This is a genomic window from Cupriavidus lacunae (genome assembly GCF_003353055.1).
GTDB classification, from domain to species: domain Bacteria; phylum Pseudomonadota; class Gammaproteobacteria; order Burkholderiales; family Burkholderiaceae; genus Cupriavidus; species Cupriavidus lacunae.
Genome location: NZ_QKWJ01000031.1, coordinates 45467 through 69396 on the forward strand (window position 1 = coordinate 45467; position 23930 = coordinate 69396).

Below are 23930 nucleotides of genomic sequence, written 5' to 3' on the forward strand. Positions count from 1 at the left end.
AGCATTCAAACCGTTCTGGATAGGACGGCGCTACGTTCTTTGGGACGGCAGCCAGCGCTCGCTTGCATAGGAGCACAGTGGTAAGTAAGTGAGGTTCCGGAGCGGTAGCTCTGTGCATTATGGTTCGGTCGGATATGCCCGAAAGGGCAACACGATAGAGAACCTGCTATGCGACTAGCAGTAGCCTAGGGAGACACGCGTCACTGGTAACGGTGGGGTGTGAAGCTCTCCTGACAATGTAGCCCCCGAAAGGGTGCCATCAGGTCGTGAGACAGGACGGTGGAGGCTCCGAGCAGCAACGGGGTTGAGGCGCTAGGCTGACTGGTACGGGTAACGTAAGTGAACTGCTGATAAACGTCGTAACGATTGAGATGCCAAAGCTGCTGCTAGGCATCAACCAAAAGGTGTGTGGTCGGTTGTCCCACTCAAGCCTTGGGACACGTCGCCACGATGACCACCGGCGGAAAGGCAGACCCTAACCCAGTCGTGTAATGCGCAGGGAACGTGGTAAGCCCGTATGGCTGCCTGAGCGCAGTTTGGCTCAGGCAGGCGAACCGCAAGGAACGCTGTTGGCTGTGCGGGTAAGGGATGTTGGAAAAAGCGAATGCCGGGCTGTAATGGTCCGGATAGGGGTTGAGACATCACCCCACGCGAAAGCGGGCAGACTTCCAACTGGTCAATCGTCGCAGGACGGCTGACTGATCTCGCTTGTTTAAATTTTCTTCCCTTGAGGGGCAACACGCCCCTCAAGGGGCGTGCTGTCTCTCGATGTTGGGGAAGATCCTCAAGATTGGAGAGCAGCATGGAAGCATTGATCCGCAAGGATGAATCTGCGCTCTCCGGCGAGCCGCAAACCTGGGGCGCCATTGATTGGCGCCGCGTGGAGCGGAACGTCCGAGAGATGCAGATTCGAATTGCGAAGGCGACACAGGAAGGGGATTGGCGCAGGGTGAAAGCCCTGCAACGGTCTCTAACCCGCTCGTTTTCCGCTAAAGCATTGGCGGTACGGCGAGTGACGATGAACCAAGGTAAGCGAACGGCAGGTGTCGATCGCGAAAAGTGGACAACGTCTGAAGCCCGGTGGGAAGCCATTGGGAGGTTGAAGCGTCGGGGGTATCGGCCACTGCCATTACGGAGGGTCTATATCCCAAAAGCCAACGGGAAGGAACGGCCTCTGGGCATTCCGACTATGTTGGACAGAGCCATGCAAGCGCTGTATCTGCTGGCACTGGAGCCGGTGTCCGAAGGGACGAGCGATCCGAACTCCTATGGGTTCCGGATTAATCGATCCACGGCGGATGCCATGTCCCAGTTGTTTGTTTCCCTATCTCAGAAGGCCTCGGCTCAATGGGTACTGGAAGCAGACATCAAAGGATGCTTTGACCATATCAGTCACGACTGGCTGGAGAGCAATGTCCCCATGGACAAAGCAATCCTGCGCAAGTGGTTGAAAGCTGGCGTGGTATGTCAGCATCACTGACGGCTTTGACTTCCTAGGGTGGAATTTCCGGAAGTACTCGGGAACACTGCTCATAAAGCCAAGCAAGAAAAACGCGCAAGCGTTCTATCGCAAAGTAAAGGCAGTCATCAGCACCAACAAGACGGTGGAGCAGTCGGTCTTAATTCGACTGTTAAACCCGATGCTACGGGGCTGGGCGCAGTATCACAGTCCTGTGGTGGCGAAAGCGGTGTTCGCCCGTGTGGAGCATGAAATCTTTAATGCTCTACGACGGTGGGCAAAGCGGCGACATCCACATAAGTCCGTCGAATGGGTGCGTAGGAAATACTTTGCGACCGTCGGCGAACGAAACTGGGTGTTTGGAACCAAGTTCGTGAGCGGCAACGGCAGTGTAGGTTGGACGGAGTTGTACTCGCCCGCGGGTACGCCTATCCGGCGGCACAAGAAGATTCGGGGGGATTACAATCCCTTCGATCCAACGCAGGAACGGTACGGCGAGAAGCTGCGACAGGAGCGTATGTTGGAAAACATGGCGCACCGCAAGCAGTGGATCAAGCTGTATCTATCCCAGCAAGGCTTGTGCGCAGTGTGTCAGTGCAAGATAACCAAGGAAACCGGATGGGAAGATCATCACATCGAACCTCGTGTACGCGGGGGCTCCGATGCGCTAGGGAATCGAGTACTGCTGCATCCGAACTGTCACAAGCAAGTGCATCACCAAGGTAGAACTGTTGTGAAGCCGGTGTCCGAAGGGGCATTTAGTTGAGATCCGAGCCGTATGCGGGGAAACTCGCACGTACGGTTCCTAGGGGGGGACAGGTCAGTAATGACCTTCGTCCCTACCCTACTCTTTCGGGTAAGACAGCCCCTTGCCGTGGCCCGCGTCCGGCGCCCGGCATGCAGGGCACGCCGCCGTGCCCGTTCGCAACAGGCACAGCGCTGCGCAGGCTGCCGTACCACGGCGGCCGGTGCGTCACGGTCCGGCGCGCGGCATCATGCAAGCCGCGAGCCCGCATCCGAATCAAAATCTATAAGAGGAGAAGTGGAGATGGAACGTCGTTCCTTTCTGTTGAAAGCGTCGGCCGTGGCTGCCACCGGGGCACTGGCCGCGTGCGGCAAGGGTGAAGAAAAGGCAGCGCCTGCCGCCGCCAGCGGCCCGGCCGCACCGGCCGTGGTGGGCAGCAACCCCGCCGTGGAATGGCGCCTGGCCTCGAGCTTCCCCAAGTCGCTCGACACCATCTTCGGCGGTGCTGAATTGCTGTCGGCCCGCGTCAAGGAACTGACCGAGGGCAAGTTCAATATCAAGGTCTTCGCCGCCGGCGAAATCGTGCCGGGCCTGCAGGTGCTGGACGCGGTGCAGAACAACACCGTGCAACTCGGCCACACCGCCGGCTACTACTACTTCGGCAAGAACCCGACGCTGTGCTTTGACACCACCATCCCGTTCGGCCTGACCGCACGCCAGCAGAACGCCTGGATGCTGCAAGGCAACGGCATGAAGCTGATGCGCGAGTTCTTCAAGGAATACAACGTCGTCAACTTCCTGGGCGGCAACACCAACGCGCAGATGGGCGGCTGGTTCCGCAAGGAAATCAAGACCGTAGCCGACCTGCAGGGCCTGAAGTACCGGATCGCCGGGTTTGCCGGCGTGGTGCTGTCGAAGCTGGGCGTGGTGCCGCAGCAGATCGCCGGCGGCGACATCTACCCCGCGCTGGAAAAGGGCACCATCGATGCGGCCGAGTGGGTGGGCCCGTACGATGACGAGAAGCTGGGCTTCTACAAGGTGGCACCGTACTACTACTACCCGGGCTGGTGGGAAGGCAGCGCGCAGCTGTCGTTCTACGCCTCGGCCACCGAGTACGAGAAGCTGCCGGCGCTGTACAAGCGCGCGCTGGAGACCGCCACCATCGAGGCGCACACCAACATGATGGCCAAGTACGACACGGTCAACCCGCAGGCGCTGGCCCGCCTGCTGGAAAACGGCGTCAAGCTGCGCCCGTTCTCGAAGGAGATCATGGAGGCCTGCTTCAAGGCGACCCAGGAAGCCTACGCCGATGAATCCGCCAAGAACCCGTCGTTCAAGAAGATCTACGACGACTGGCGCGTGTTCCGCAACAACGAGGCCGCCTGGTTCAACGTGGCCGAGCAGGCCTTCGCCCAGTTCAGCTACGCGCGCAAGCTGTAATCGGTACAAGCGGGTACAGCGACCGGGCTGGCCCGGGTCCTGCCGCAAACCCCATGTTCCTTCGGGAGCATGGGGTTTTTTGTTGGCGGCGGCGCCAGCGCCCGCGCCGGGCGCGGATTGCGCGGCGCCGGTAGAATCGCCGGCATCTACCGGAAAACCCTATGCAACTCGGCATTCTCTACGCCTTCCTGGCCTACGTCATCTGGGGGCTGCTCCCGCTCTACATCAAGTCGCTGCCCGGCATCGCACCGGTGGAAATCCTGCTGCACCGGATGGTGTGGTCGCTGGTATTCCTCGGCCTGATCCTGGCGTGGCGGCGCCAGTGGGCGTGGCTGGGCAAGGTGTTCTGGGACCGGGGCCTGTTGCTGTCGTTCGCCGCCAGTGCGGCGCTGCTGTGCGCGAACTGGTTCCTGTATATCTGGGCGGTGTCGGCCAACCGCGTAGTCGATGCCAGCCTGGGCTACTTCATCAACCCGCTGTTCAGCGTGCTGCTGGGCGTGGTGTTCCTGCATGAGCGGCTGCGCCCGCTGCAATGGCTGTCGATCGCGGTGGCCGCGGCCGGCGTGGCCTGGCTGACGGTGGCCGCGGGCCAGCTGCCGTGGATCGCGCTGGGGCTGGCGGCCAGCTTCGGCGGCTATGGCCTGCTGCGCAAGACCGGTGCGCTGGGCGCGCTGGAAGGGCTGTCGCTGGAGACGCTGCTGCTGTTCCCGCTGGCCGCCGCGGTGCTGGCCTGGCTGTTCGCCACCGGCCAGGACAGCTTCACCCACGCAGCACCGGGTACGCAGTGGCTCTTGCTGCTGGCGGGGCCGGTGACGGCGGTGCCGCTGCTGTTCTTCGCGGCCGGCGCGCGGCGCATTCCGCTGTCGCTGCTGGGCCTGCTGCAGTACACCGGGCCGACGCTGCAGCTGCTGCTGGGCGTGTGGCTGTGGAATGAGCCGTTCCCGGCGCAGAAGCAGGCCGGCTACGCGCTGATCTGGCTGTCGCTGGCCTTGTATGCGGCAGAAGGGTTGTGGATGAATACGCGGCAAAAGCCCGTAAACATTTAGGCGACAAATGAATACACCAGGAAATCAAACCAGTTCATTCATCGCGCCGATAATAAACGGATAACCGATCCGGTGCCTGGTCACCATGTCCGCCCCGCCTGACGCCACGCCCGCGGTCCAGCGCAAGATCATCCATTGCGACTGCGACTGCTTCTACGCCTCGGTCGAGATGCGCGACGACCCGTCGCTGCGCGGCCGCCCGATGGCCGTGGGCGGCTCGCCCGACCGGCGCGGGGTCATTGCCACCTGCAACTATGAGGCGCGCGCCTTTGGCGTCCGCTCGGCGATGGCGTCAGCGCAGGCGCTCAAGCGCTGCCCGGAACTGCTGATCGTGCGCCCGTCGATGGACAAATACCGCGAGGTCTCGCGCCGGATCTTTGCGATCTACCGCGAATACACCGAGCTGGTCGAGCCGCTTTCGCTGGACGAGGCCTACCTGGACGTGAGCCTGTGCACGCGCCACGCCGGCAGCGCCACCCGCATCGCCGAGGAGATCCGCCAGCGCGTGCGCGAGGAAGTGGGCGTGACGGTGTCGGCCGGCGTGGGCCCCAGCAAGTTCGTCGCCAAGATCGCCAGCGACTGGAACAAGCCAGACGGGCTGTTCGTGGTCAGGCCGGCAGCGGTCGATGCCTTTGTCGCCACGCTGCCGGTGGAGCGCATCCACGGCGTGGGCAAGGTCACCGCGGCCAGGCTGCGCCGGCTGGGGGCGCAGACCTGCGGCGACCTGCGGCCGTGGTCGCCCGACCGGCTGCACCGCGAGTTCGGCGCTTTCGGGGCGCGCCTCTACAAGCTGTGCCGCGGCCTGGATGAACGCGAGGTCACGCCCGAGCGCGAGCGCAAATCGATCAGCGTGGAAGAGACCTATGCCGACGACCTGCCCGACCTGCAGGCCTGCCTGGCGGAGCTGGAACCGCTCGTCGCCATGCTCGAAGCCCGCATCGACCGCGCGCAGGCGCACGACACCATCGACAAGCTGACCGTGAAGCTGCGCTTCTCGGACTTCCGCCAGACCACGGTGGAATGCCGCGGCCATGCGCCGGACCGCGCCGTCTACGCGCGCCTGCTGGCCGAGGGCCATGCACGCCGGGGCTTGCCGGTACGGCTGCTGGGGGTGGGGGTAGGGACGAGCGACCGGGATACGTCGCAACTGGAGCTGTTCGACTGAGCGCCAAGGTATTCGGGCGAATTATCGATGAATCTGAAATTTCAATGATTCGATAAGTCGCATCGATAATTTACTACTGCAGCGCGTTCCGCATCACCAGCAACCACGGCATATGCGAATTGGTGACGCCGTCAAGCTGGCCTGAATCGCCCAGCTCGATTTCCTCCATCGACACCGACTGCTGGACATTGCCGCCGATGGCGCGCACCACGCGTGCGGCGGGGTCCACGGCCACGACGATGTCGCAATGCATGGGCGTGGTACCGAAGCCGATTTCGGCGATGTCCTCGAGATAGCGGTCGCGCCCGCGGCCGGCGCAGATGATGTCGCCGGGGCGCGGCATGGCGGGGACGGGCTCGATGCGGAAAGCGGGCCTGGGCAAGATGCCGTCGCGGGCGTCGACCACGTACATGGAATGCGACTGCCCGGTCAGGAACTGGCGCTCGTCCAGACCTGCCTTGCGCAATACCCATGAAATGAACACCGCCGACCAGGCCCAGGACCCCTGCGTGATCTGCCGGCAGCTGGGCGTTTCGCCGACGATGCCCCAGTAGCGTCGCGCCAGTGTGCAGCCCAGCGGGGTGGCCTCCATGCCGGTGCCATCCGGGAACGACAGGCAGCTGGTAACGGGCGGGGGATTGCCGTTGGATTTGGACTCGGTATCGGTGGTGGCCGCCCTAGGGGTCCCCGCTTGCGCAGGCGAAGCCGGTTCGGCCTCTGCCATCTCAGGCAACTCCGGCGCGGGCGCCGGGCTGTAAGTGACGCAGGACGTGTCGTCCCGGCCCACCCGCACCACCTGCCCGCCCCAGCGGGTCCATTCCTGGGTGGCGATCTCGACGATGCGCTCGCCCGGCGTGGCGCCCGGGTGCGTCACCGGCCGTTCCGTGTCGGGCAGCGCGCGTGCCTGCGGCCGCACCGGCTCGCTGACCGTGGTGCAAGCGCTCAGGAGGGCCAGCGCCGCCGCCACGCAGGCGGCACGCAGGGTGCCTGCCGCCTGTGGAGAAATCTGTGGAATCGACTGTGGAAAGCGCTGTGCATAACGCTGTGGAGATCTGCGGCGCGGCGGACGGGCAAACATGTTGGCCCCACATGGCACGGCGCCCGGTGCGGCCTGTCGCGGCCACGGCTGGACGCCTGTTGGAAGACTTCGCGCGTCATCGCCGGGGTGTGGATTTGGCGATACGGCGGGTACTGCAGAAAATTCAGATTACGACTGTGGATAACGTCCCCCGCCTGGCGCACGCCTGCGCCCTCGGGCACCGGGGCGGCGGCATGGCGGGGACAGGCAACTCCGGGCTCTGCAGTGCAGCCCGTCAGGCTCACTGGTTGACAGCGTCCTTGAACTTCTGGCCAGCTTTGAACTTCACGGTCTTGGCGGCTTCGACCTTGATTTCTTCGCCGGTACGCGGGTTGCGCGCCATGCGCTCGCCACGCTCGCCCTTGCTGAACGTGCCAAAGCCGATGAGGCTCAGCGTATCGCCCTTGGCCACGGCGTCCATGATGGCCGACAGGGTCACGTTCAGTGCCTGTTCCGCCTTGGCCTTGGTCAGACCGTCCACGCCAGCTGCGATAGCGTCGATCAGTTCGGTTTTCGTCATGCTTCACTCCGTATCGAGTTGATAAAACACAGGCGTCCGCATGCCGGGCGGCCACGCTGGCACCGCTCCGGCAAAGACGCCGCGGGCCACATGATACCGTGTCGGACAAGGCGCACCGGGAACAGATTGTTACCTGGCTGTTTCCGCGAGCCCGCGCCAGGCCGTGCTTCGCGGGAAGTCGACGCAGTCAGGCAAGGGCGGGACGCAGGGCTGCGGGTGACGAAAACGCGCTATGGCCGCATGAGACGCATCAGGGGGCCGTTGCGCGTTGTTGCGTACACGGACAGGGCGAAGCCTCGCCAGAGGCCCTCACAGGGCTCCTGAGCGCCTGCAGGCACGCAGACAGGGCATGGGAGCCAACTCCCGCCAAAAATGCCAGAAGGCTCCTTGCAAGCCTCTTCAACGACATCTGCACTATTGTGCATGTTCCCGGGTCCACGCCACGACCATCCGGCTTAGCTATTCGGCTCATGCATGGTGTGCGTTCGAGCCGGTTTACGGTGTCCCCCGCCGGCTGCAGGCAGGAGCGTATACGCCAGCCACGGCTTTGCCGTATACGCCCGCCGGGTTTACGCGCTGCCAACCAAGCCAAATCACAAAGTCTCTCGCAAACCTGCCGTTTACGCCTGCCGCCATTCGGATGGGCCGCCGCGCCGGGGTCGTTCTTTCGGTTTACCTTTTTCTTTCATGTATACAAATAGTAGTAGTAGGTAAACACCCGCCTCGGATGTGGAAAACCCCGTAAACGTCTTTCAGTTCAAAGGTTTACGTAAACGAGAAGTGGTCGCATCCAGTGTTGGTCGAGGTGGATGACTCAGCCCGATGGATGAGGCCGGTGCCGGACCCCCTCCGACTTATGCCTGAGGCATCCCCATGCCAGCCCCAGGCAGCCCACATCCAATCCGCGTGCTTGTCCACAGAACGGGGCGGGGTTATCCACAATGCGGGGACGTAAACGGACGGCAGGCTGGTTGGGTGAACGGAGTAGGAGGGCGGGTGGGGCCACGTATACCGGTGTGCCGACGTATACGTCTGGCCTGCGGCTGGGTCGGGTGGATGCGGTCGCTGCCCGAAGCGGTTGTCACGTATACGTGTAGCAGCCGCCCCGGTATCATCCCCGATCGCGCCGGCGCGCCCGGCACCGGCCACCCAGGCACAACAGGCGACGAGCACGGAAAGGCAAATGGCGGACAAGGCAAAGCGCAAGGCAGCAGGCGAGGACAGGAAGAAGACGGCGAGCGACCGGATCGAGGTGCGCCAGTCAGGCGTGCACGGCAAGGGCGTCTATGCCATCGCCCAGATCGCCGAAGGCGAACGCGTGATCGAGTACAAGGGCGAGCACATTTCGTGGAAGAAGGCGCTGGAGCGCCATCCGCACGATCCCAGCGATCCCAACCACACCTTCTACTTCAGCCTGGACGACGGCAGCGTGATCGATGCCAAGTACGGCGGCAACCGCGCGCGCTGGATCAATCACGCCTGCGAGCCCAACTGCGAGGCGCGCGAGAAGAAGGGCCGGGTGTTTATCCACGCGCTGCGCGATATTGCCCAGGGCGAGGAGCTGTTCTATGACTACGGCCTGGTGATCGACGCGCGCTATACCGCCAAGCTGAAGAAGGAGTTCGAGTGCCGCTGCGGCAGCCCGCAATGCCGCGGCACCATGCTGGCGCCGAAGGAAAAAAAGAAGAAGGACAAATAAGGCGCTGCCGGATCCGCTAGGCCAGCACGCAGCGGCGGGTTCAGGCCGCCGACCCGGCCGGCTCGCAGGGGATCCGGATCACGAAGCGCATGCTCGGCCGCCGCTCGGGCGCGCTGTCCGCGGCCGGTGCAACGCCAGCCGCAGCCGGACCCTGCGGCACGTCCTCGATGCGGATGGTGCCCTGGTGCAGGGTGACGATCTCATGCACGATGGCCAGACCCAGGCCAGCGCCGCCGGTCTGGTCCGCGCGGCCGCCGCCCGGCTCAGGGGCGCGGTCGCCGCGGAAGAAGCGCTTGAACACTTCCTCGCGCCGCTGCGGCGCGATGCCGGGGCCGTTGTCTTCCACCATGACCACCGCCATGCCGCGGTGGCCCATGGTCTCGCCGCCGGCGCGCACCGTGATGCGCCCGCCGGCGGGCACGTACTTCACCGCATTGTCGATCAGGTTGGACAGGGCTTCGCGCATCAGCAGCCGGTTGCCGCGGACCACCGCGGGCGCGCTGCCGGTGAAGGTGGGGCCGGGCAGGATCTCGAAGCCCAGGTCGATGCGGCGCGCCAGCGCCTGCGGCACCCACTCGGCGCCGGTCTCGAAGGCGAGCTCGGCCAGGTCGAAGTGTTCCACCGGCCCGAGACGCTCCAGCGACAGCCCCGGCTCGGCGCGCGCCAGCGACAGCAGCTGGTTGGAGAGCCGCACCGCGCGGTCGGCGGCGGTCTGTACCTCGCGCAGCGCGTGCCGGGCGACTTCCAGCGAATCGGCTTCCTGCGCCCGGTCGGCATGCAGCTTGACCGCGGTCAGCGGCGTGCGCAGCTGGTGGGCCGCATCGGCAATGAACTTGCGCTGGGCGTCGAGCGCGTCGCGCAGCCGCGCCAGCAGTGCATTCAGGCCGCGGATCAGCGGCGCCACTTCGGCCGGCACCTGGGTTTCATCCAGGGCGGCGAGCGAGCGCGCGGTCTGCCGGTTGAGCTTGTCGGCCAGGATCTGCAGCGGTACCAGTTCTTCCTTGAGCACGTGCGACAGGATCAGGCTGCCGACCAGCAGCAGCAGGATCAGCGGCACCGACACCGACAGCAGGATCTCGTTGGCGGCGGTCTCGCGCCGGTCCAGCAGTTCCGCCACCTCCACCACGATCGGCCCGCGCGCGGGCTTGCCGGCCTCGCTGGTGGCAAGTTCGTCCACCGCGATGCTGGGCAGCATCACCGGCAGCCGCACTGCGCGCACCTGGCGGCCGCTAAACCAGGCGTAGAACAGGCGCGCGTCGTGCAGCGTGGTCTGGCCGGTGCCGTAGCCCAGCCAGGTGTCCATGCCGCCGATCAGCCCGTCGGGACCGTGGATGCGCCAGTAGATGCGGTCGGTGCCCTCGGCCTCGACCAGCGTCTGCGCGATCATCGGGATGTCATGCTCCAGGCGCGGGCCGGCGATGCGGATCTGCTGGGCGATGCTGTTGGCCACGCCATAGAGCGCGCGGTCGAACACCTGCGTGGTGTAGTGCGCCGCCAGCCAGTACGACAGCGAGCCGCTGGTCAGCACCAGCGCAAACAGCGGGGTGGCCAGCGCGCGCAGCAGGTGTACGCGCAGGCTGGGATTGGCGCCGGGCCGGGTGGCCTGGCGCGTGGCGGGCGCGGCAGGTTCGCTGCCGGACGCAGCCTTGCCGCCGCCGCGGGTATCAGCCGTGGCCGAAGCGGAGCGGGCGTTGCGGGATCTGGGCCACATGGCCTAGGCCGGGGGGCGTGAGGGCAGCGGGGGCTTCATTTTCCGGCGCGGATCTGCAGCAGGTAGCCGAAGCCGCGCACGGTGACGATCTCGACATCGCTGTCTTCCAGCTTCTTGCGCACGCGGTGCACGTAGACCTCGATCGCGGTGTCGCCGACGGTGTCGCCGCCCTCGCCGGCGGGGTGGGCAAAGGTGGCCAGGTGGTCCTGCAGCTGCGCCTTGCTGACCACGCGGCCCTGGCGCTGCAGCAGCAGTTCCAGCACCGCGAACTCGCGCGGCGACAGTTCCAGCGGGCGGGCGTCGATAAACATGCGGCGGTCGTTGCCCGACAGCCGCAGGCGCCCCAGGCGCACGTCGCGCTCGGGGGCGGCCTCGCCGTGCTGGCTGCGGCGCAGCAGCACGCGCACGCGCGCTTCCAGCTCGGGCAGGGCGAAGGGTTTGATCAGGTAGTCGTCGGCGCCGGCGTTCAGGCCGGAGAGCTTGTCTTCCAGCTCGTCGCGCGCGGTCAGGATGATGACCGGGGTGGTGCGGTTGCGGGCGCGGTAGCGCGCCAGCAGGGTCATGCCGTCGATGCCGGGCAGGCCCAGGTCGAGGATGACCAGGTCGTGCTGCTCGCGCAGCAGGTGTTCGGTGGCATAGACGCCGTCATGGACGACGCGCACCTGGTGGCCGGCGCGGGACAGGCCGGCTTCGACGCCGCTGGCAATCTGGCGGTCGTCCTCGATCAGCAGGATACGCATGGCGGCAGCTCGGGTAGGACGTTGGGCATGGCTGGAGGGAAGGCCTTGTGGCGCACACGGGAGGTGCGGGCCTGCCGCAGATTGTACAAGGCGCAGGCCCCGGGTTCCTTACGGATTGCCTACAGCCGGAATGCCTGGCCGCCCGATCCAGGCGCTGCCGCGGCCGGGCTCAGTCCGTCACCGCGTCGGCCGCGCGCTCGATGAAGTGGGCCAGGTCGATGTCGCGCTGGGTCAGGCCGTTGGCATCGTGCGTGGACAGCGTGATGTCGACCCGGTTGTAGACGTTGAACCATTCCGGGTGGTGGTCGGCCTTCTCGGCCTGGATCGCCACGCGCGTCATGAAGCCGAAAGCGGCGTTGAAGTCATGGAAGGTGAAGCGCTTGAAGATCGCGTCGCGGTCCGGGACGGTGGTCCAGCCGGGCAGGTCGGCGAGCAGCGTGGCACGGGCTTGCGGAGAAAGAGGGGTCATGATGGGCTCGATCTGAATCTTGGGGAAAAAGCGAAGGTCGCAAAACGCGGACAGCCGGCCCGCCCGCGCCGAGGCGGCGGGCATGCCGGCATTGTTTCACAAAGCGGGAAGCGGGGCAGGGCGACCCGGGTTTGCAGGCGGGCGCCGGATCAGATGTCTTCGGTATCGGCCCAGCCTTCGCGGGTGCCGACGTTGAGCACCTGGTCGTCCGGGGCTACGTCGCCCGCGCCCAGCGTGGGCTGCGCGCGCAGTTCTTCATACAACGGCGCAAAGTCCGGCCGGGTGGCGTCGAACAGCTGTTCGAAGCTGTCGATCACGAAGTAGGTCTTCTGGAAGGTGTCGATGCGGTAGCGCGTGCGCATGATGCGGCGCACGTCGAAGCCGATCCGGTTGGGGCTGGCCGAATCGAGGCTGTAGATCGACTCGCCCTGGCTCGACAAGATGCCGGCGCCGTAGATGCGCAGCCCTTGCGGGGTGCGGATCAGGCCGAACTCAACCGTGTACCAGTACAGCCGCGACAGCATCTCCAGCGCGCCCAGGCCGGCCGCCTTCAGGCCGCCCTTGCCGTAGGCCTCCATGTAGTCGGCGAAGACCGGGTTGATCAGCAGCGGCACGTGGCCGAACACATCGTGGAAGCAGTCCGGTTCCTGCAGGTAGTCCAGCTGCTCGGGCTTGCGCATCCACCAGCTGGCCGGGAAGCGGCGGTTGGCCAGATGCTCGAAGAACACCTGGTCCGGCACCAGGCCGGGCACGGCCACGACCTGCCAGCCGGTGGCGCGCATCAGGGTCTCGTTGAGCTGGTCGAAATCGGGGACGCGGTCCTTTTCCATGCCCAGCGTGCCCAGGCCCTGCAGGAATTCGTCGCTGACGCGGCCCTGCAGCATCGCGGCCTGGCGCTCGTACAGCTTGCGCCAGATGGCGTGGTCGGTGCTGGTGTAGCTTTGCACCGGCTGGGCGATAGTGAAGTCCGGGCGCAGTGTCTGGCCGGACAGCAGGCCGGCATCGAACTGTTCCTTGAGCTTGTCGGTCAGGGTGCCCTGGAAGGCGCCGGGGGCTTCGGTGGCCGTGGCGATGGACATGGTGCGCGTCTCCTGAATGCGTGCTTGCTGCATCGGCGGCAGCGTGAATGCGGATTTACTGCGTAGTTTAGGCGTCAGGGGACGCAATCTGGCCGCATAATCCGCCTGTTTTGGGTTTGTCGTGCATATAATGTGCATCGTCAGATCATGAAATGCGGGATTTGTGTATGGCAGCCCAGAGTGTCTCCCTCGACCCCTTCGACCTGGCCCTGCTGGCCGCGCTGCAGGCCGACGGCCGCACCACCCACCAGCAGCTGGCCGAGCGCGTGCACCTGTCGCCCAGCCAGGTTGGCCGCCGCCTGGCGCGGCTGGAAACCGACGGCGTGATCACCGGCTACCGCGTCAACCTGTCCTCGCAGGCGCTGGGCCTGGGGGTGATGGTGTTTATCAGTGTCAAGCTGGCCCACCATGCCGACACCATCATCGAGCGCTTCCGTGAAGAGATCCTGCTGCTGGAAGAGGTGCAGGAGTGCTATTCGGTGGCCGGCGAGGCCGACTACCTGATCCGCGTGGTGGTGCCCGACCTGCCCACGCTGGCCGAATTCACCATGAAGCGGCTGATGCGCGTGCCCGGCGTGGAAAGCGTGCGTTCGAATATCGTGCTGACCGCGATCAAGTGCGACGGCCCGCTGCCGCTGTCGCACCTGCGCTAAAAGTTTCCCCATGGCGCGTTGCAGGTTTGCGTGCTGGTCTTGCGCTCCTGTGGCGTGCGTGTCACCCTCGCCGGGTGCCGCAAACGTGGCGGGAACGGAGGATGGCAGCATGAAGGGAATCGTCGCCCGAGCCGGTCGGGGTCTTGGCAGGTCGCCAATGCAATGGCATGTGCCGCGCGCAGCCCTGGCCCTGGCGGCCGCGCTGGGAATCCTGGCCGCCGGCAGCGCCCAGGCCGCGCAGGTGACGCGCTTCTCCCCCGAAGGCACGGTTGGTCAGGTGCGGCAGGTGGCGATCCGCTTCGACGAGGCCATGGTGCCGATGGGAGACGTCCAGGCCACCGCGCCCGCGGCAGTCTCCTGCACCGGCGCCAGCACCAGCGGCCAGGCCCGCTGGATCGACGCGAAGAACTGGGTCTACGACTTCGCCAGCGACCTGCCGCCGGGCGTGCGCTGCACCGTGCGCATGCGCGCCGGCCTGCGCAGCGAGGCCGGCACCGCCTATGCCGGCAAGCCGGAATACCGTTTCGAGACCGGCGGCCCGACGGTCGTGTCCAGCCGGCCCTCGGGCGGAGAGATCGAGGAAGACCAGGTCTTTGCCTTGCGCTTCAACGGCGCCGCCACGGCGGCCTCGGTGCGCGAGCACGCCTGGTGCCAGGCGCAAGGGCTGGGCGAGCGCATCCCGGTGCGGCTACTGACTAGCAAGGAGCGCGATGCCGTGCTCGACGCCATCCACTGGGATCGCCTCGCCAAACAGGCGCCGGATGCCGTGCACCTGCTTGCCTGCCAGCAGCGGCTGCCGGCCGCGGCGCGGGTGCAACTGGTGCTGGGCGCGGGCATTGCCACGCCGTCGGGCGTGGCCACACGTGACGAGCGCCGCTTTGACTACACCGTGCGCGAGCCCTTCACCGCCAGCTTCAGCTGCGAGCGCGAGCACGCGCAGTCGCCGTGCACGCCGCTGCGGCCGATGTCGGTCACCTTCTCCTCGCCAGTGCCGCGCAAGCTGGCCGAGAGCGTGGTGCTGAAGACCCCGTCGGGCACGCGCGCGCCGCAGTTCGGTCCCGACCTGGCGCCGGACGCCAGCGTCAGCGCGCTGACCTTTGCCGCGCCGTTCGCGGAGAAGGCGCAGTTCACTATCGAAGTGCCGCGCAACCTGCAGGACGACAGCGGTCGTTCGCTGGCCAATGCCGACCTGTTCCCGCTCAAGGTCGCCACGGCATCGATGCCGCCGCTGGCCAAGTTTGCCGCGGCGCCGTTTGGCGTGGTGGAGCGCTTCGGCGAGCTGCCGCGCGGCAAGTCGCCGGCCGACTATCCGCCGCTGCTGCCAGTGACGCTGCGCAACGTCGAGGCCGACCTCGCCGTGCGCGGCGTGCAGGCCAGGGCCGGCACCGTGATGAAGCTGCGCGTGGACGATGACGCGGCCGTGATGCAGTGGTTTGGCCTGGTGCGCCGCATGCACGAGGCCAGCTACACCCGGGCCGAGCTCGACGCGGTGCTGGCGGGCCGCTCGCCTTATCGCGTCAACAATCCGCGCAATGCCGTGTCGATCGAGACGCGCTCGGTGTCGCTGCTCGAGCGGGCCCCCGGCGTGCAGAAGCTGGATGTGCCCAAGCCCTCGGGCGATGCGCCACGGCCGTTCGAGGTAGTCGGCATCCCGCTGCCGGAGCCGGGCTTCCATGTGGTGGAGATCGCCTCGCCGATGCTGGGCGAGGCGCTGCTGGGCAAGCGCGCGCCGATGTACGTGCGCACCGCGGCGCTGGTGACCAACCTGGGCGTGCATTTCAAGCTGGGCCGCAGCGCCGGCAATGAAGACGATGGCAGCCGCAGCGGGCTGGCCTGGGTCACCGGGCTGGACGACGGCAAGCCGGTCGCCGAGGCCGCCGTGGCGGTGCGCGACTGCAGCGGCCGCCTGCTCGGCGAAGGCCGCACCGATGGCAGCGGCGTGGTGCGCTTTGCGAAGCTGGCTGCCGCGCCCGAGGGCGCCTGCGACCAGAACGGGCTGTCCGGTTACTTCGTCTCCGCACGCATCGACGCCAGGCACCCGCAGGCACGCGGCAAGGCCGACATGGCCTTCGTGATGTCGGACTGGAACCGCGGCATCGAGACCTGGCGCTTCAATGTGCCGACCGACACCAGCCCCACGCCCACGGTGCGCGCCCACACCATCTTCGACCGCACGCTGTTGCGCGCCGGCGAGACCGTGTCGATGAAGCACCTGATCCGCGCCGAGACCGCGCTGGGCTTCGGCCTGCCGCCGGCCGGCCGCCCGCTGCCCACGCGCGTGGTGATCCGCCATGAGGGCAGCGGCCAGACCTACGAACTGCCGCTGCAATGGCGCCAGACCGCGACCGGCGGGCGCAGCGCGGAAAGCACCTTCCAGGTCCCGCCCGCGGCCAAGCTCGGTGTCTATACCGTCGAGCTGGAAACGCAGAAGGGCGATGGCGTGCAGGACGCTGGCGGCGCGCGCAGCTATACCAGCGGCAGCTTCCGCGTCGAGGCATTCCGCTTGCCGGTGCTGGCCGGCACGCTGCAGGTGGCAGGCAAGGCGGGGCCAGTGGTCGCGCCTGCCGAGCTGCCGGTCGGCGTGGAGATCCACTATCTCTCCGGCGGCGGTGCGGCCGGGCTGCCCGTGCGCGTATCCGCGCTGCTGCGCGACAAGTACGTGAGCTTCCCTGGCTATGACGAGTTCTCGTTCAACCCGCCGCGCGCGCAGCGCGAAAGCGCCAGCGGCGACCAGGAGATGGATGAGGACCAGCAGGGCGATGCCAGTGCCGACGGCCAGAAGCTGGTCGCCGACAAGCTGCCGGTGACGCTCGACAAGAACGGCAATGGCACCGTCACGCTGCGCAAGCTGCCCAAGACCGACGCGCCGCGCGACCTGCTGCTCGAAGCCGGCTTTGCCGACCCCAACGGCGAGATCCAGACGCTGCGCCAGACCGTGCCGGTATGGCCGGCGGCGGTGGTGGCCGGCATCCGCACCGATGGCTGGGTCTCGGTCAGGCAGAAGCTGGCCGTGCATGGCGTGGTGCTCGACGTCAACGGCAAGCCGGTGGCGGATGCGCCGGTCAAGATCAATGCGCGGGCACGCATTACCACCTCGGCGCGCAAGCGCGTGGTGGGCGGTTTCTACCGCTATGACAACCGCACCGAGACGCGCGACCTTGGCACCGTGTGCGAGACCCGCACCGATGCGCAGGGCCGCGCGCGCTGCGACGTGGCGCTGGAGCAGGCCGGCCAGATCGAACTGGTGGCGAGCGCGCGCGACAAGGACGGGCGCACCGCGCAGGCGGCGTCGACGGTCTGGGTCACGCGCCAGGGCGAACTGTGGTTCGGCGGCGAGAACCATGACCGCATCGACCTGCTGCCCGAGAAGAAGTCCTATGCGCCGGGCGACACCGCGGTGTTCCAGGTGCGCATGCCGTTCCGCCACGCCACCGCGCTGGTGGCGGTGGAGCGCGAGGGCATCTACCAGACCCAGGTGGTCGAACTGCACGGCAGCGATCCGACCGTGCGCGTGCAGGTGAAGCCGGAGTGGGGGCCCAACGTCTACGTGTCGGTACTGGCCTTGCGCGGGCGCCTGCATGAGGTGCCCTGGTATTCGTTCTTCACCTGGGGCTGGCGCCAGCCGGGCGAGTGGTGGCGCGCGTTCCGCAGCGAAGGCCGCGAGTATGCCGCGCCGAGCGCGCTGGTCGACCTGTCCAAGCCGGCCTTCCGGCTGGGGCTGGCCGAGATCCGCGTCGGCAATGCGGGTCACCGGCTGGACGTCACCGTGACCCCGGACAAGGCCAGCTATCCGGTGCGCGGCAAGGCGCGCGTGGCGATCCAGGTGAAGCTGCCCGACGGCAAACCCGCCGCCAACGGCGAAGTGGCGCTGGCCGCGGTGGACCAGGCGCTGCTGGAGCTGATGCCCAACACCAGCTGGGATTTGCTCGATGCGATGCTGCAGCGGCGCGGCTACGGCGTGGAAACATCGACCGCGCAGATGGAGATCATCGGGCGCCGCCACTACGGGCGCAAGGCGGTGCCGGCGGGCGGCGGCGGGGGCAAGAGCCCCACGCGCGAGCTGTTCGACACGCTGCTGCTATGGAACCCGCGCGTGCAACTCGACGCCGAGGGCCGCGCCAGCATCGAGGTGCCGCTCAACGATTCGCTGACCAGCTTCCGCATCGTCGCGGTGGCCGACCTCGGCCTCGGCCGCTTCGGCACTGGCAGCGCTACCATCGCCGCCACGCAGGACCTGCAGGTGATTTCCGGCCTGCCGCTGCTGGTGCGCGAGGACGACCGCTACCGCGCGATGTTCACGCTGCGTAATACCACCAGGCGCGCCATGACGGTGCAGGCCAGCGCGCGCGGCACGCTGCTTAACAACGAGACCAGCCTGCCCGCGCAGACCGTGCAGATCCCTGCCGGCGAAGCGCGCGAGATCGGCTGGGACGTGACCGCGCCCGCGCTGCTGGCGTATTCGCGCAGCGGTACGGTGATGTGGGAAGTGCAGGCTAGCGAGCAGGGCACGGGTGCCGCGTCTGACCGCATCAAGGTGTCGCAGCAGATCGTGCCGGCGGTGCCGGTCACGGTGCAGCAGGCGACGCTGGCACAGGTGTCGCCGTCGCTGTCGGTACCGGTCAAGGCACCGCCGGGCGCGCTGGCCGATCCGGCGGGCAAGGTGCGCGGCGGGCTGCAGGTCAACTTCCAGTCGTCGCTGGCGGGCGGCATGCCGGGCGTGCGCGAGTGGTTCCGCAACTACCCGTTCACCTGCCTGGAGCAGCGCGCATCGAAAGCCATCGGCCTGAACGACACCGCCGCGTGGGACGCGCTGATGACGCAGCTGCCGTCCTACCTCGATGCCAACGGCCTCGCCTCGTACTTCCCGCTGAACGCCGACAGCGACTACGGCAGCGAAGTGCTGACCGCCTACCTGCTGGCGGTGACCGATGAGGCCGCGCGCGCCGGGCTGGCGCTGCGCATCCCCGACGCGCAGCGCACGCAGATGGAGCGCGGCCTGACCGACTTTGTCGAAGGCCGCATCCGCCGCGACAGCTGGTCGCCGGCAGACAGCACGCAATACCTGGAAGTGCGCAAGCTGGCCGCGCTCGAAGCGCTGTCGCGCACCGGCCATGCGCAGGCGCGCATGCTGGGATCGATCCAGATCCTGCCGGCGCAATGGCCGACCTCGGCCGTGCTGGACTGGGCCCTGCTGCTCACGCGCATGCAGGACATCCCGCAGCGCGAGCAACGCCTGGCCGAGGCCCAGCAGCTGTTGCGCTCGCGCCTGACGGTGCAGGGCACGCGCCTGGCGTTCTCCACCGAGCGCAACGACAACTGGTGGTGGATGATGGCCGGCGGCGACACCAATGCCGCGCGCCTGCTGGCGCTGGCGTCGGAGCTGCCGGGCTGGAAGGAGGACGCGCCGCAACTGGCGACCGGGCTGCTGGGCCGCCAGGTGCATGGCGCCTGGGGTACCACCACCGCCAACGCGTGGGGCATGCTGGCGGTGACGCGCTTCGCGCAGGCGTTCGAGAAGACGCCGGTGGCGGGCACCACGCGCGTGAGCGTGAGCCATGCGGCTGATGCCTCGCGCAGTTTCGACTGGGCTCGCGCGCAGCGCACTGACGGCGTGGCCCAGGGCAGCGTCGACCTGCCGTGGCCGGCTGGCACCGAGGGCGGCACGCTGCAGGTGGATCACGCCGGCGCCGGCCAGCCGTGGGCCACGGTGCGCGCCATGGCGGCGGTGCCGGTGACCGCGCCGCTGGCCGCGGGCTACCGCATCAAGCGCACCGTGACCCCGCAGGAGCAGGCGGTGAAGGACAAGTGGTCGCGTGGCGACGTGTACCGCGTCAAGCTGGAGATCGACGCGCAGGCCGACATGACCTGGGTGGTGGTCAGCGATCCGATCCCTGCCGGCGCCACCATCCTGGGCAGCGGCCTGGGCCGCGACTCGGCCATCGCCACGCGCGGCGAGAAGCGCAAGGGCGCGGCCTGGCCGGCTTATATCGAGCGCACGCCGCAGGCCTACCGCGAGTACTTCGGCTACATGCCGAAGGGCACGGTCTCGGTCGAGTACACGGTGCGGCTCAACAATGCCGGCGACTTCGCTTTGCCGCCCACGCGCGTCGAAGCGATGTACGCGCCTGACGTGTTCGGCGTGGCGCCTAACCCGCGGCTGGCGGTAGGGGCGCGCCCATGAGCTGGTTGGCGATGATGATGCCGGCGCGCGTGCGCGAGTGGTGGCTCGCGGGTGCGATGGCCGGCATTGTCTACGGCGCGCTGCTGGTGCAGGTCGCGATGGAACTGCCTGACGGCGCGCCGCTGACCGGGCAAATCGCCATGCAGCCCATGTGGAAGACCGCGATGGCGCTGCTGCTGGCACGCGCGGCGTGGTTCCACCGCCCGCTCGGCGAGCGCCGCTGGCTGGTCACGGCGCTGCTGTTCTCGGCCCTCGGCGATTTCCTGCTGGCGCTGCCGGCGCTGTCGTTTTCGTTCATGGGCGGGCTCGGCGCCTTCCTGCTGGCGCACCTGGCGTACCTGCGCCTGCTGGTGCCGCTGGCGGGCGACACCCGCCCGCACCGGCTGGTTGCGTGCGGCGCCATGCTGGGCGTGGCGGGCACCATGCTGGGCCGCTTCTGGCCCAACCTGGGGACGTTGACGGTGCCGGTGGCGCTGTACGTGGGCGTGCTCGCGGCCATGGTCTGCAGCGCGCTGGTGGCGCGCCTGCCCACGCCACTGGCGGCGCTGGGGGCGCTGAGCTTTGCCGCATCGGACATGATGATCGGCATCGCGCGCTTCCTGGTGCCGTTCGACTCTTTCCAGCTTGGCATCTGGTGGACCTACGCCGCGGCGCAGGTGCTGCTGGTGGCCGGCCTGGTATCGGGACGCAGGCAGGAATGAAGTCAGGCTTGTCCATTGTCGTGCTGGTGTCGGCGCTGGCGTGGTCCGCGCCGGCCGCGGCCTTGCCCGCGTTCGAGCAGGTCCGCGCCGACTGGCGCAGTGCGGACGTGGTGGTGCTGGACCGCCACGGCGACACCGTGGGCCGCGTGCGCGACGACTTCCGTGCGCGCCGCGGCGACTGGGTGGCGCTGGCCGATACCTCGCCCGCACTGCGCACCGCCATCGTGCTGTCGGAGGACCGGCGCTTCTATGCGCACAGCGGGGTCGACTGGCAGGGCGTGGCCGCCGCCGCCTGGGCCAATCTGTGGAATACGCGCACGCGCGGCGCCTCGACCCTGACCATGCAGCTGGCGGGCCTGCTCGATGCGGACCTGCGCCGGCCGGGCGCGGCGGGGCAGGGGCGCAGCCTCACGCAGAAGCTGGGGCAGGCCGCGGGTGCGGCATCGCTGGAGCGCGGCTGGAGCAAGGACCAGATCCTGGAGGCCTACCTGAACCTGGTGCCGTTCCGCGGCGAACTGGTGGGCCTGTCGGCGATGTCGCAGGTGCTGTTCGGCAAGTATCCGGAAGGACTCAACGCGCGCGAATCGGCACTGGCGGTGGCGCTGGTGCGCGCGCCCAATGCCAAAGCCGGGCAGGTGGCCAGCCGCGCCTGCGGCATCCTGCGCGAGATGCGCCTGCCGCGCGAGTGCGATGGCCTGGAAGGCTTTGCGCAACTGGCGCTGCTGCGCACGGGGCCGGTGGCGCAGCGTGCCGCTGCGGCCACGCCGTCGGCGGCGTCGCCGCAGCTTGCACCGCACCTGGCGCGGCGCCTGGTCGGCGAGACGCGCTCGCAACTGGCAACGGGCGTACCCATGCCTGCGCGCATCACCTCCACGCTCGACGCACGCACGCAGCGCGTGGCCGTGGCCAGCCTCGACCGGCACCTGCGCGAACTGGCGGGGCGCAATGTCGAGGACGGCGCGGTGGTGGTGATCGACAACGCCAGCGGCGACGTGCTGGCCTACGTGGGCTCGTCGGGCGCGCTGTCAGGCGCGGCGCAGGTGGACCACGCGGCGGCGCCGCGCCAGGCGGGCTCGACGCTCAAGCCCTTCCTGTACGAGCAGGCGCTGGAAGAGAAGCGGCTGACGGCGGCCTCGCTGCTGGATGACCGGCCGGTCAACCTGCCGGTCGGCGGCGGGCTCTACGTGCCGCAGAACTACGACCACCGCTATGCCGGCTGGGTCAGCCTGCGCGCGGCGCTGGCCGCGTCGCTGAATGTGCCGGCGGTGCGTACGCTGGTGATGGTGACCCCGCACCGCTTCCACAAGCGGCTGGTGGCGCTGGGGCTGCCGCTGACCGAGGCGGGCGACTACTACGGCTACAGCCTGGCGCTGGGCAGCGCCGACGTGTCGCTGCTGGCGCTGACCAATGCGTACCGCGCGCTGGCCAACGGCGGCAGCTACGCGGCGCCGCGGCTATGGGAAGGCGCGCCGGCCGTCTCGGCAAAAGCCGTGATGCAGCCGGGCGCGAGCTACGTGATCGCCGACATCCTGTCGGACCGCCATGCGCGCGCACGCACCTTCGGGCTGGACAGCCCGCTTACCACGCGCTTCTGGACCGCGGTGAAGACCGGTACCAGCAAGGACATGCGCGACAACTGGTGCATCGGCTGGTCGCAGCACTACACCGTGGGCGTGTGGGTCGGCAATGCCAGCGGCGCCAGCATGCACGAGGTCTCGGGCGTGTCGGGCGCGGCGCCGGTCTGGCATGAGGTCATGGAAGCGCTGCACGGCGCACGCGCCAGCCTGGCACCCGCCATGCCCGCCGGGGTGCAGCGCGTGGGGCTGAGCTTCGACGACGGGCTGGAACCGGCGCGCGATGAAGTCTTCCTCGCCGGCACCGCGATCTCGCGTGTCAGCGTAGGCGCACCCGCTGCGCGCCCGAGCGCACCGGTGATCGCCAATCCGGCCGACGGCACCGTGTTTGCCCTCGATCCCGACATGCCGCCCGCTTCGCAGCGCGTGTGGTTCCATGCTGAGGGCGTGGCCGGTCAGACCGCGCGCACGGTCAGCTGGCGCATGGACGGCAAGCCGCTGGGGCGCGGCGGCGAGGTGGCATGGCTGCCATGGCCGGGGCGGCACCAGGTGGAGCTGCTCGATGCCGCGGGCAAGGTGGTGGACCGCATCGGCATCGAAGTGCGTGGCGCGTCGGTGCGCGCGCCGGCGACCCCCGCTAAGCGCTGAGGCCGGCGCGGGCTTTCAGGAAATCGACGAACACGCGCAGCTTGGGCGGCATCAGAACGCGTCCCGGGTAGTACAGGTAGAAGCCGTCGAACGGCGGCAGCCAGTCGTCGAGCACCGTGACCAGCCGGCCGCTGTCCAGCGCCGACTGGATATGGACCGGGAATTCGTAGATCAGCCCCATGCCGTCGAGCGCCGCCTGGTGCAGCAGGGTCTTGTCGTTGGCGATCAGTGCGGCGCGCGTGTCCACGGTGAAGGTGCGGCCGTCTTCGACAAACTCCCAGCGATAGACGCTGCCATGCGGCCCGAAGCGGTACTGCAGGCCGGCGTGCGCGTGCAGCTCACGCGGGTGGCCGGGCGTGCCGTGGCGCGCAAGGTAATCGGGCGAGGCGGCCACCACCATGCGCAGCGGCCCGGTGACCGGGATCGCGACCATGTCGCGCTGCAGTGCCTCGCCCAGGCGCAGGCCGGCGTCAAAGCCTTCGGCGACCAGGTCGGCGAAGCGGTCGTCGGTGATTACGTCGACGGTGATGCCGGGGCAGGCGCGCATGAAGTCGGCAAGCAGCGGCCGCAGCACCAGCGCGCCGGCGGTGGTCGGCGTAGTCAGGCGCAGCGTGCCGGCGGGCATGTCGCGCTGCTGGCGGATATCGTCGGTGGCGGCGCCGATCTCCGCCAGGGCCGGCTCCACGCGCGCCAGCAGGGCGGCCCCGGCCTCGGTCAGGCCGACGCTGCGGGTGGTCCGCTGCAGCAGCCGCACGCCCAGGCGCGCTTCCAGCTGGCGGATGGTCTGCGACACCGCAGAGGGGCTGACCGCTAGCGCGGCTGCGGCGGCGGTAAAGCTGCCCAGGCGGGCCACGCGCGCGAAGGCGGCGAGCGCGGGCAGTGAATCGATATCGATTGTGAAGTCTGGCTTCATGATGCTTGCAGCGTAGCACGCTGTTTCCTGGCGGGTCGAGTGCCCATACTTGCCTTATCCGATGCATCGCCGACGCACCGCCGGTATCCAATCGGCCAACTGGAGCCCT

Annotated in this window: 15 protein-coding genes and 1 pseudogene; 9 read left to right on the forward strand and 7 right to left on the reverse strand. The window is 67.9% G+C overall.

Translation table 11 applies throughout. The features are described 5' to 3' along the window. Positions 1-802 precede the first annotated feature (802 nt). From DN412_RS22765 to dinB, 4 genes and pseudogenes are all read left to right on the forward strand, one after another. A pseudogene (locus DN412_RS22765) lies at positions 803-2225 on the forward strand (reverse transcriptase N-terminal domain-containing protein). Positions 2226-2507: 282 nt separating this feature from the next. Continuing rightward, positions 2508-3644, forward strand: a complete 1137-nt coding sequence (locus DN412_RS22770) for a TRAP transporter substrate-binding protein (RefSeq protein ID WP_115213654.1) — start codon at positions 2508-2510, stop codon at positions 3642-3644. 161 nt (positions 3645-3805) lie between these two features. Further along, complete coding sequence (gene rarD / locus DN412_RS22775) at positions 3806-4690, forward strand: EamA family transporter RarD (protein WP_115213655.1); 885 nt, start codon at positions 3806-3808, stop codon at positions 4688-4690. A gap of 85 nt (positions 4691-4775) precedes the next feature. Further along, on the forward strand, positions 4776-5855 hold the full coding sequence (dinB, locus tag DN412_RS22780; RefSeq protein WP_078198326.1) for a DNA polymerase IV: 1080 nt from the start codon (positions 4776-4778) through the stop codon (positions 5853-5855). A gap of 73 nt (positions 5856-5928) precedes the next feature. Here dinB and DN412_RS22785 read toward each other — a convergent pair whose 3' ends face one another. Both DN412_RS22785 and DN412_RS22790 read right to left on the reverse strand, forming a co-directional pair. Beyond that, a complete protein-coding gene (locus tag DN412_RS22785; RefSeq protein WP_115213656.1) occupies positions 5929-6933 on the reverse strand; it encodes a DUF2272 domain-containing protein in 1005 nt (334 codons plus the stop codon). 241 nt (positions 6934-7174) lie between these two features. Next, positions 7175-7453, reverse strand: a complete 279-nt coding sequence (locus DN412_RS22790; RefSeq protein ID WP_012354324.1) for an HU family DNA-binding protein — start codon at positions 7451-7453, stop codon at positions 7175-7177. Positions 7454-8636: 1183 nt separating this feature from the next. On the opposite strand from DN412_RS22790, the gene DN412_RS22795 reads away from it, so the two are divergent. Further along, positions 8637-9152, forward strand: coding sequence for an SET domain-containing protein (locus tag DN412_RS22795; protein WP_115213657.1), 516 nt, complete (start codon positions 8637-8639; stop codon positions 9150-9152). 40 nt (positions 9153-9192) lie between these two features. On the opposite strand, the gene DN412_RS22800 is transcribed toward DN412_RS22795, so the two are convergent. From DN412_RS22800 to phhA, 4 genes are all read right to left on the reverse strand, one after another. After that, positions 9193-10728: a sensor histidine kinase N-terminal domain-containing protein gene (locus DN412_RS22800; protein WP_425267439.1), complete on the reverse strand. Its 1536-nt coding sequence runs from the start codon at positions 10726-10728 to the stop codon at positions 9193-9195. Between the two features lie 170 nt (positions 10729-10898). Beyond that, positions 10899-11603: a response regulator transcription factor gene (locus tag DN412_RS22805; protein ID WP_078198322.1), complete on the reverse strand. Its 705-nt coding sequence runs from the start codon at positions 11601-11603 to the stop codon at positions 10899-10901. 169 nt (positions 11604-11772) lie between these two features. Next, on the reverse strand, positions 11773-12072 hold the full coding sequence (locus DN412_RS22810; RefSeq protein ID WP_010811305.1) for a 4a-hydroxytetrahydrobiopterin dehydratase: 300 nt from the start codon (positions 12070-12072) through the stop codon (positions 11773-11775). A 149-nt stretch (positions 12073-12221) separates the two neighbouring features. Beyond that, complete coding sequence (gene phhA, locus DN412_RS22815) at positions 12222-13151, reverse strand: phenylalanine 4-monooxygenase (protein ID WP_115213659.1); 930 nt, start codon at positions 13149-13151, stop codon at positions 12222-12224. Positions 13152-13318: 167 nt separating this feature from the next. On the opposite strand from phhA, the gene DN412_RS22820 reads away from it, so the two are divergent. The 4 genes from DN412_RS22820 (at position 13319) to pbpC (ending at position 22908) form a co-directional block, all read left to right on the forward strand. After that, positions 13319-13804, forward strand: coding sequence for an Lrp/AsnC family transcriptional regulator (locus tag DN412_RS22820; protein ID WP_115213660.1), 486 nt, complete (start codon positions 13319-13321; stop codon positions 13802-13804). Positions 13805-13913: 109 nt separating this feature from the next. Next, positions 13914-19985, forward strand: a complete 6072-nt coding sequence (locus DN412_RS22825; protein ID WP_115213661.1) for an alpha-2-macroglobulin family protein — start codon at positions 13914-13916, stop codon at positions 19983-19985. Then, a complete protein-coding gene (locus DN412_RS22830; protein ID WP_115213662.1) occupies positions 19982-20686 on the forward strand; it encodes a lysoplasmalogenase in 705 nt (234 codons plus the stop codon). Before DN412_RS22825 ends, DN412_RS22830 begins: the two co-directional genes overlap by 4 nt. Further along, complete coding sequence (gene pbpC / locus DN412_RS22835; RefSeq protein WP_115213663.1) at positions 20683-22908, forward strand: penicillin-binding protein 1C; 2226 nt, start codon at positions 20683-20685, stop codon at positions 22906-22908. Before DN412_RS22830 ends, pbpC begins: the two co-directional genes overlap by 4 nt. On the opposite strand, the gene DN412_RS22840 is transcribed toward pbpC, so the two are convergent. Continuing rightward, positions 22898-23821 (reverse strand): LysR family transcriptional regulator, encoded by a 924-nt coding sequence (locus DN412_RS22840; RefSeq protein WP_115213664.1) that lies wholly within the window; start codon positions 23819-23821, stop codon positions 22898-22900. The genes pbpC and DN412_RS22840 overlap by 11 nt on opposite strands. Positions 23822-23930: the final 109 nt, after the last annotated feature.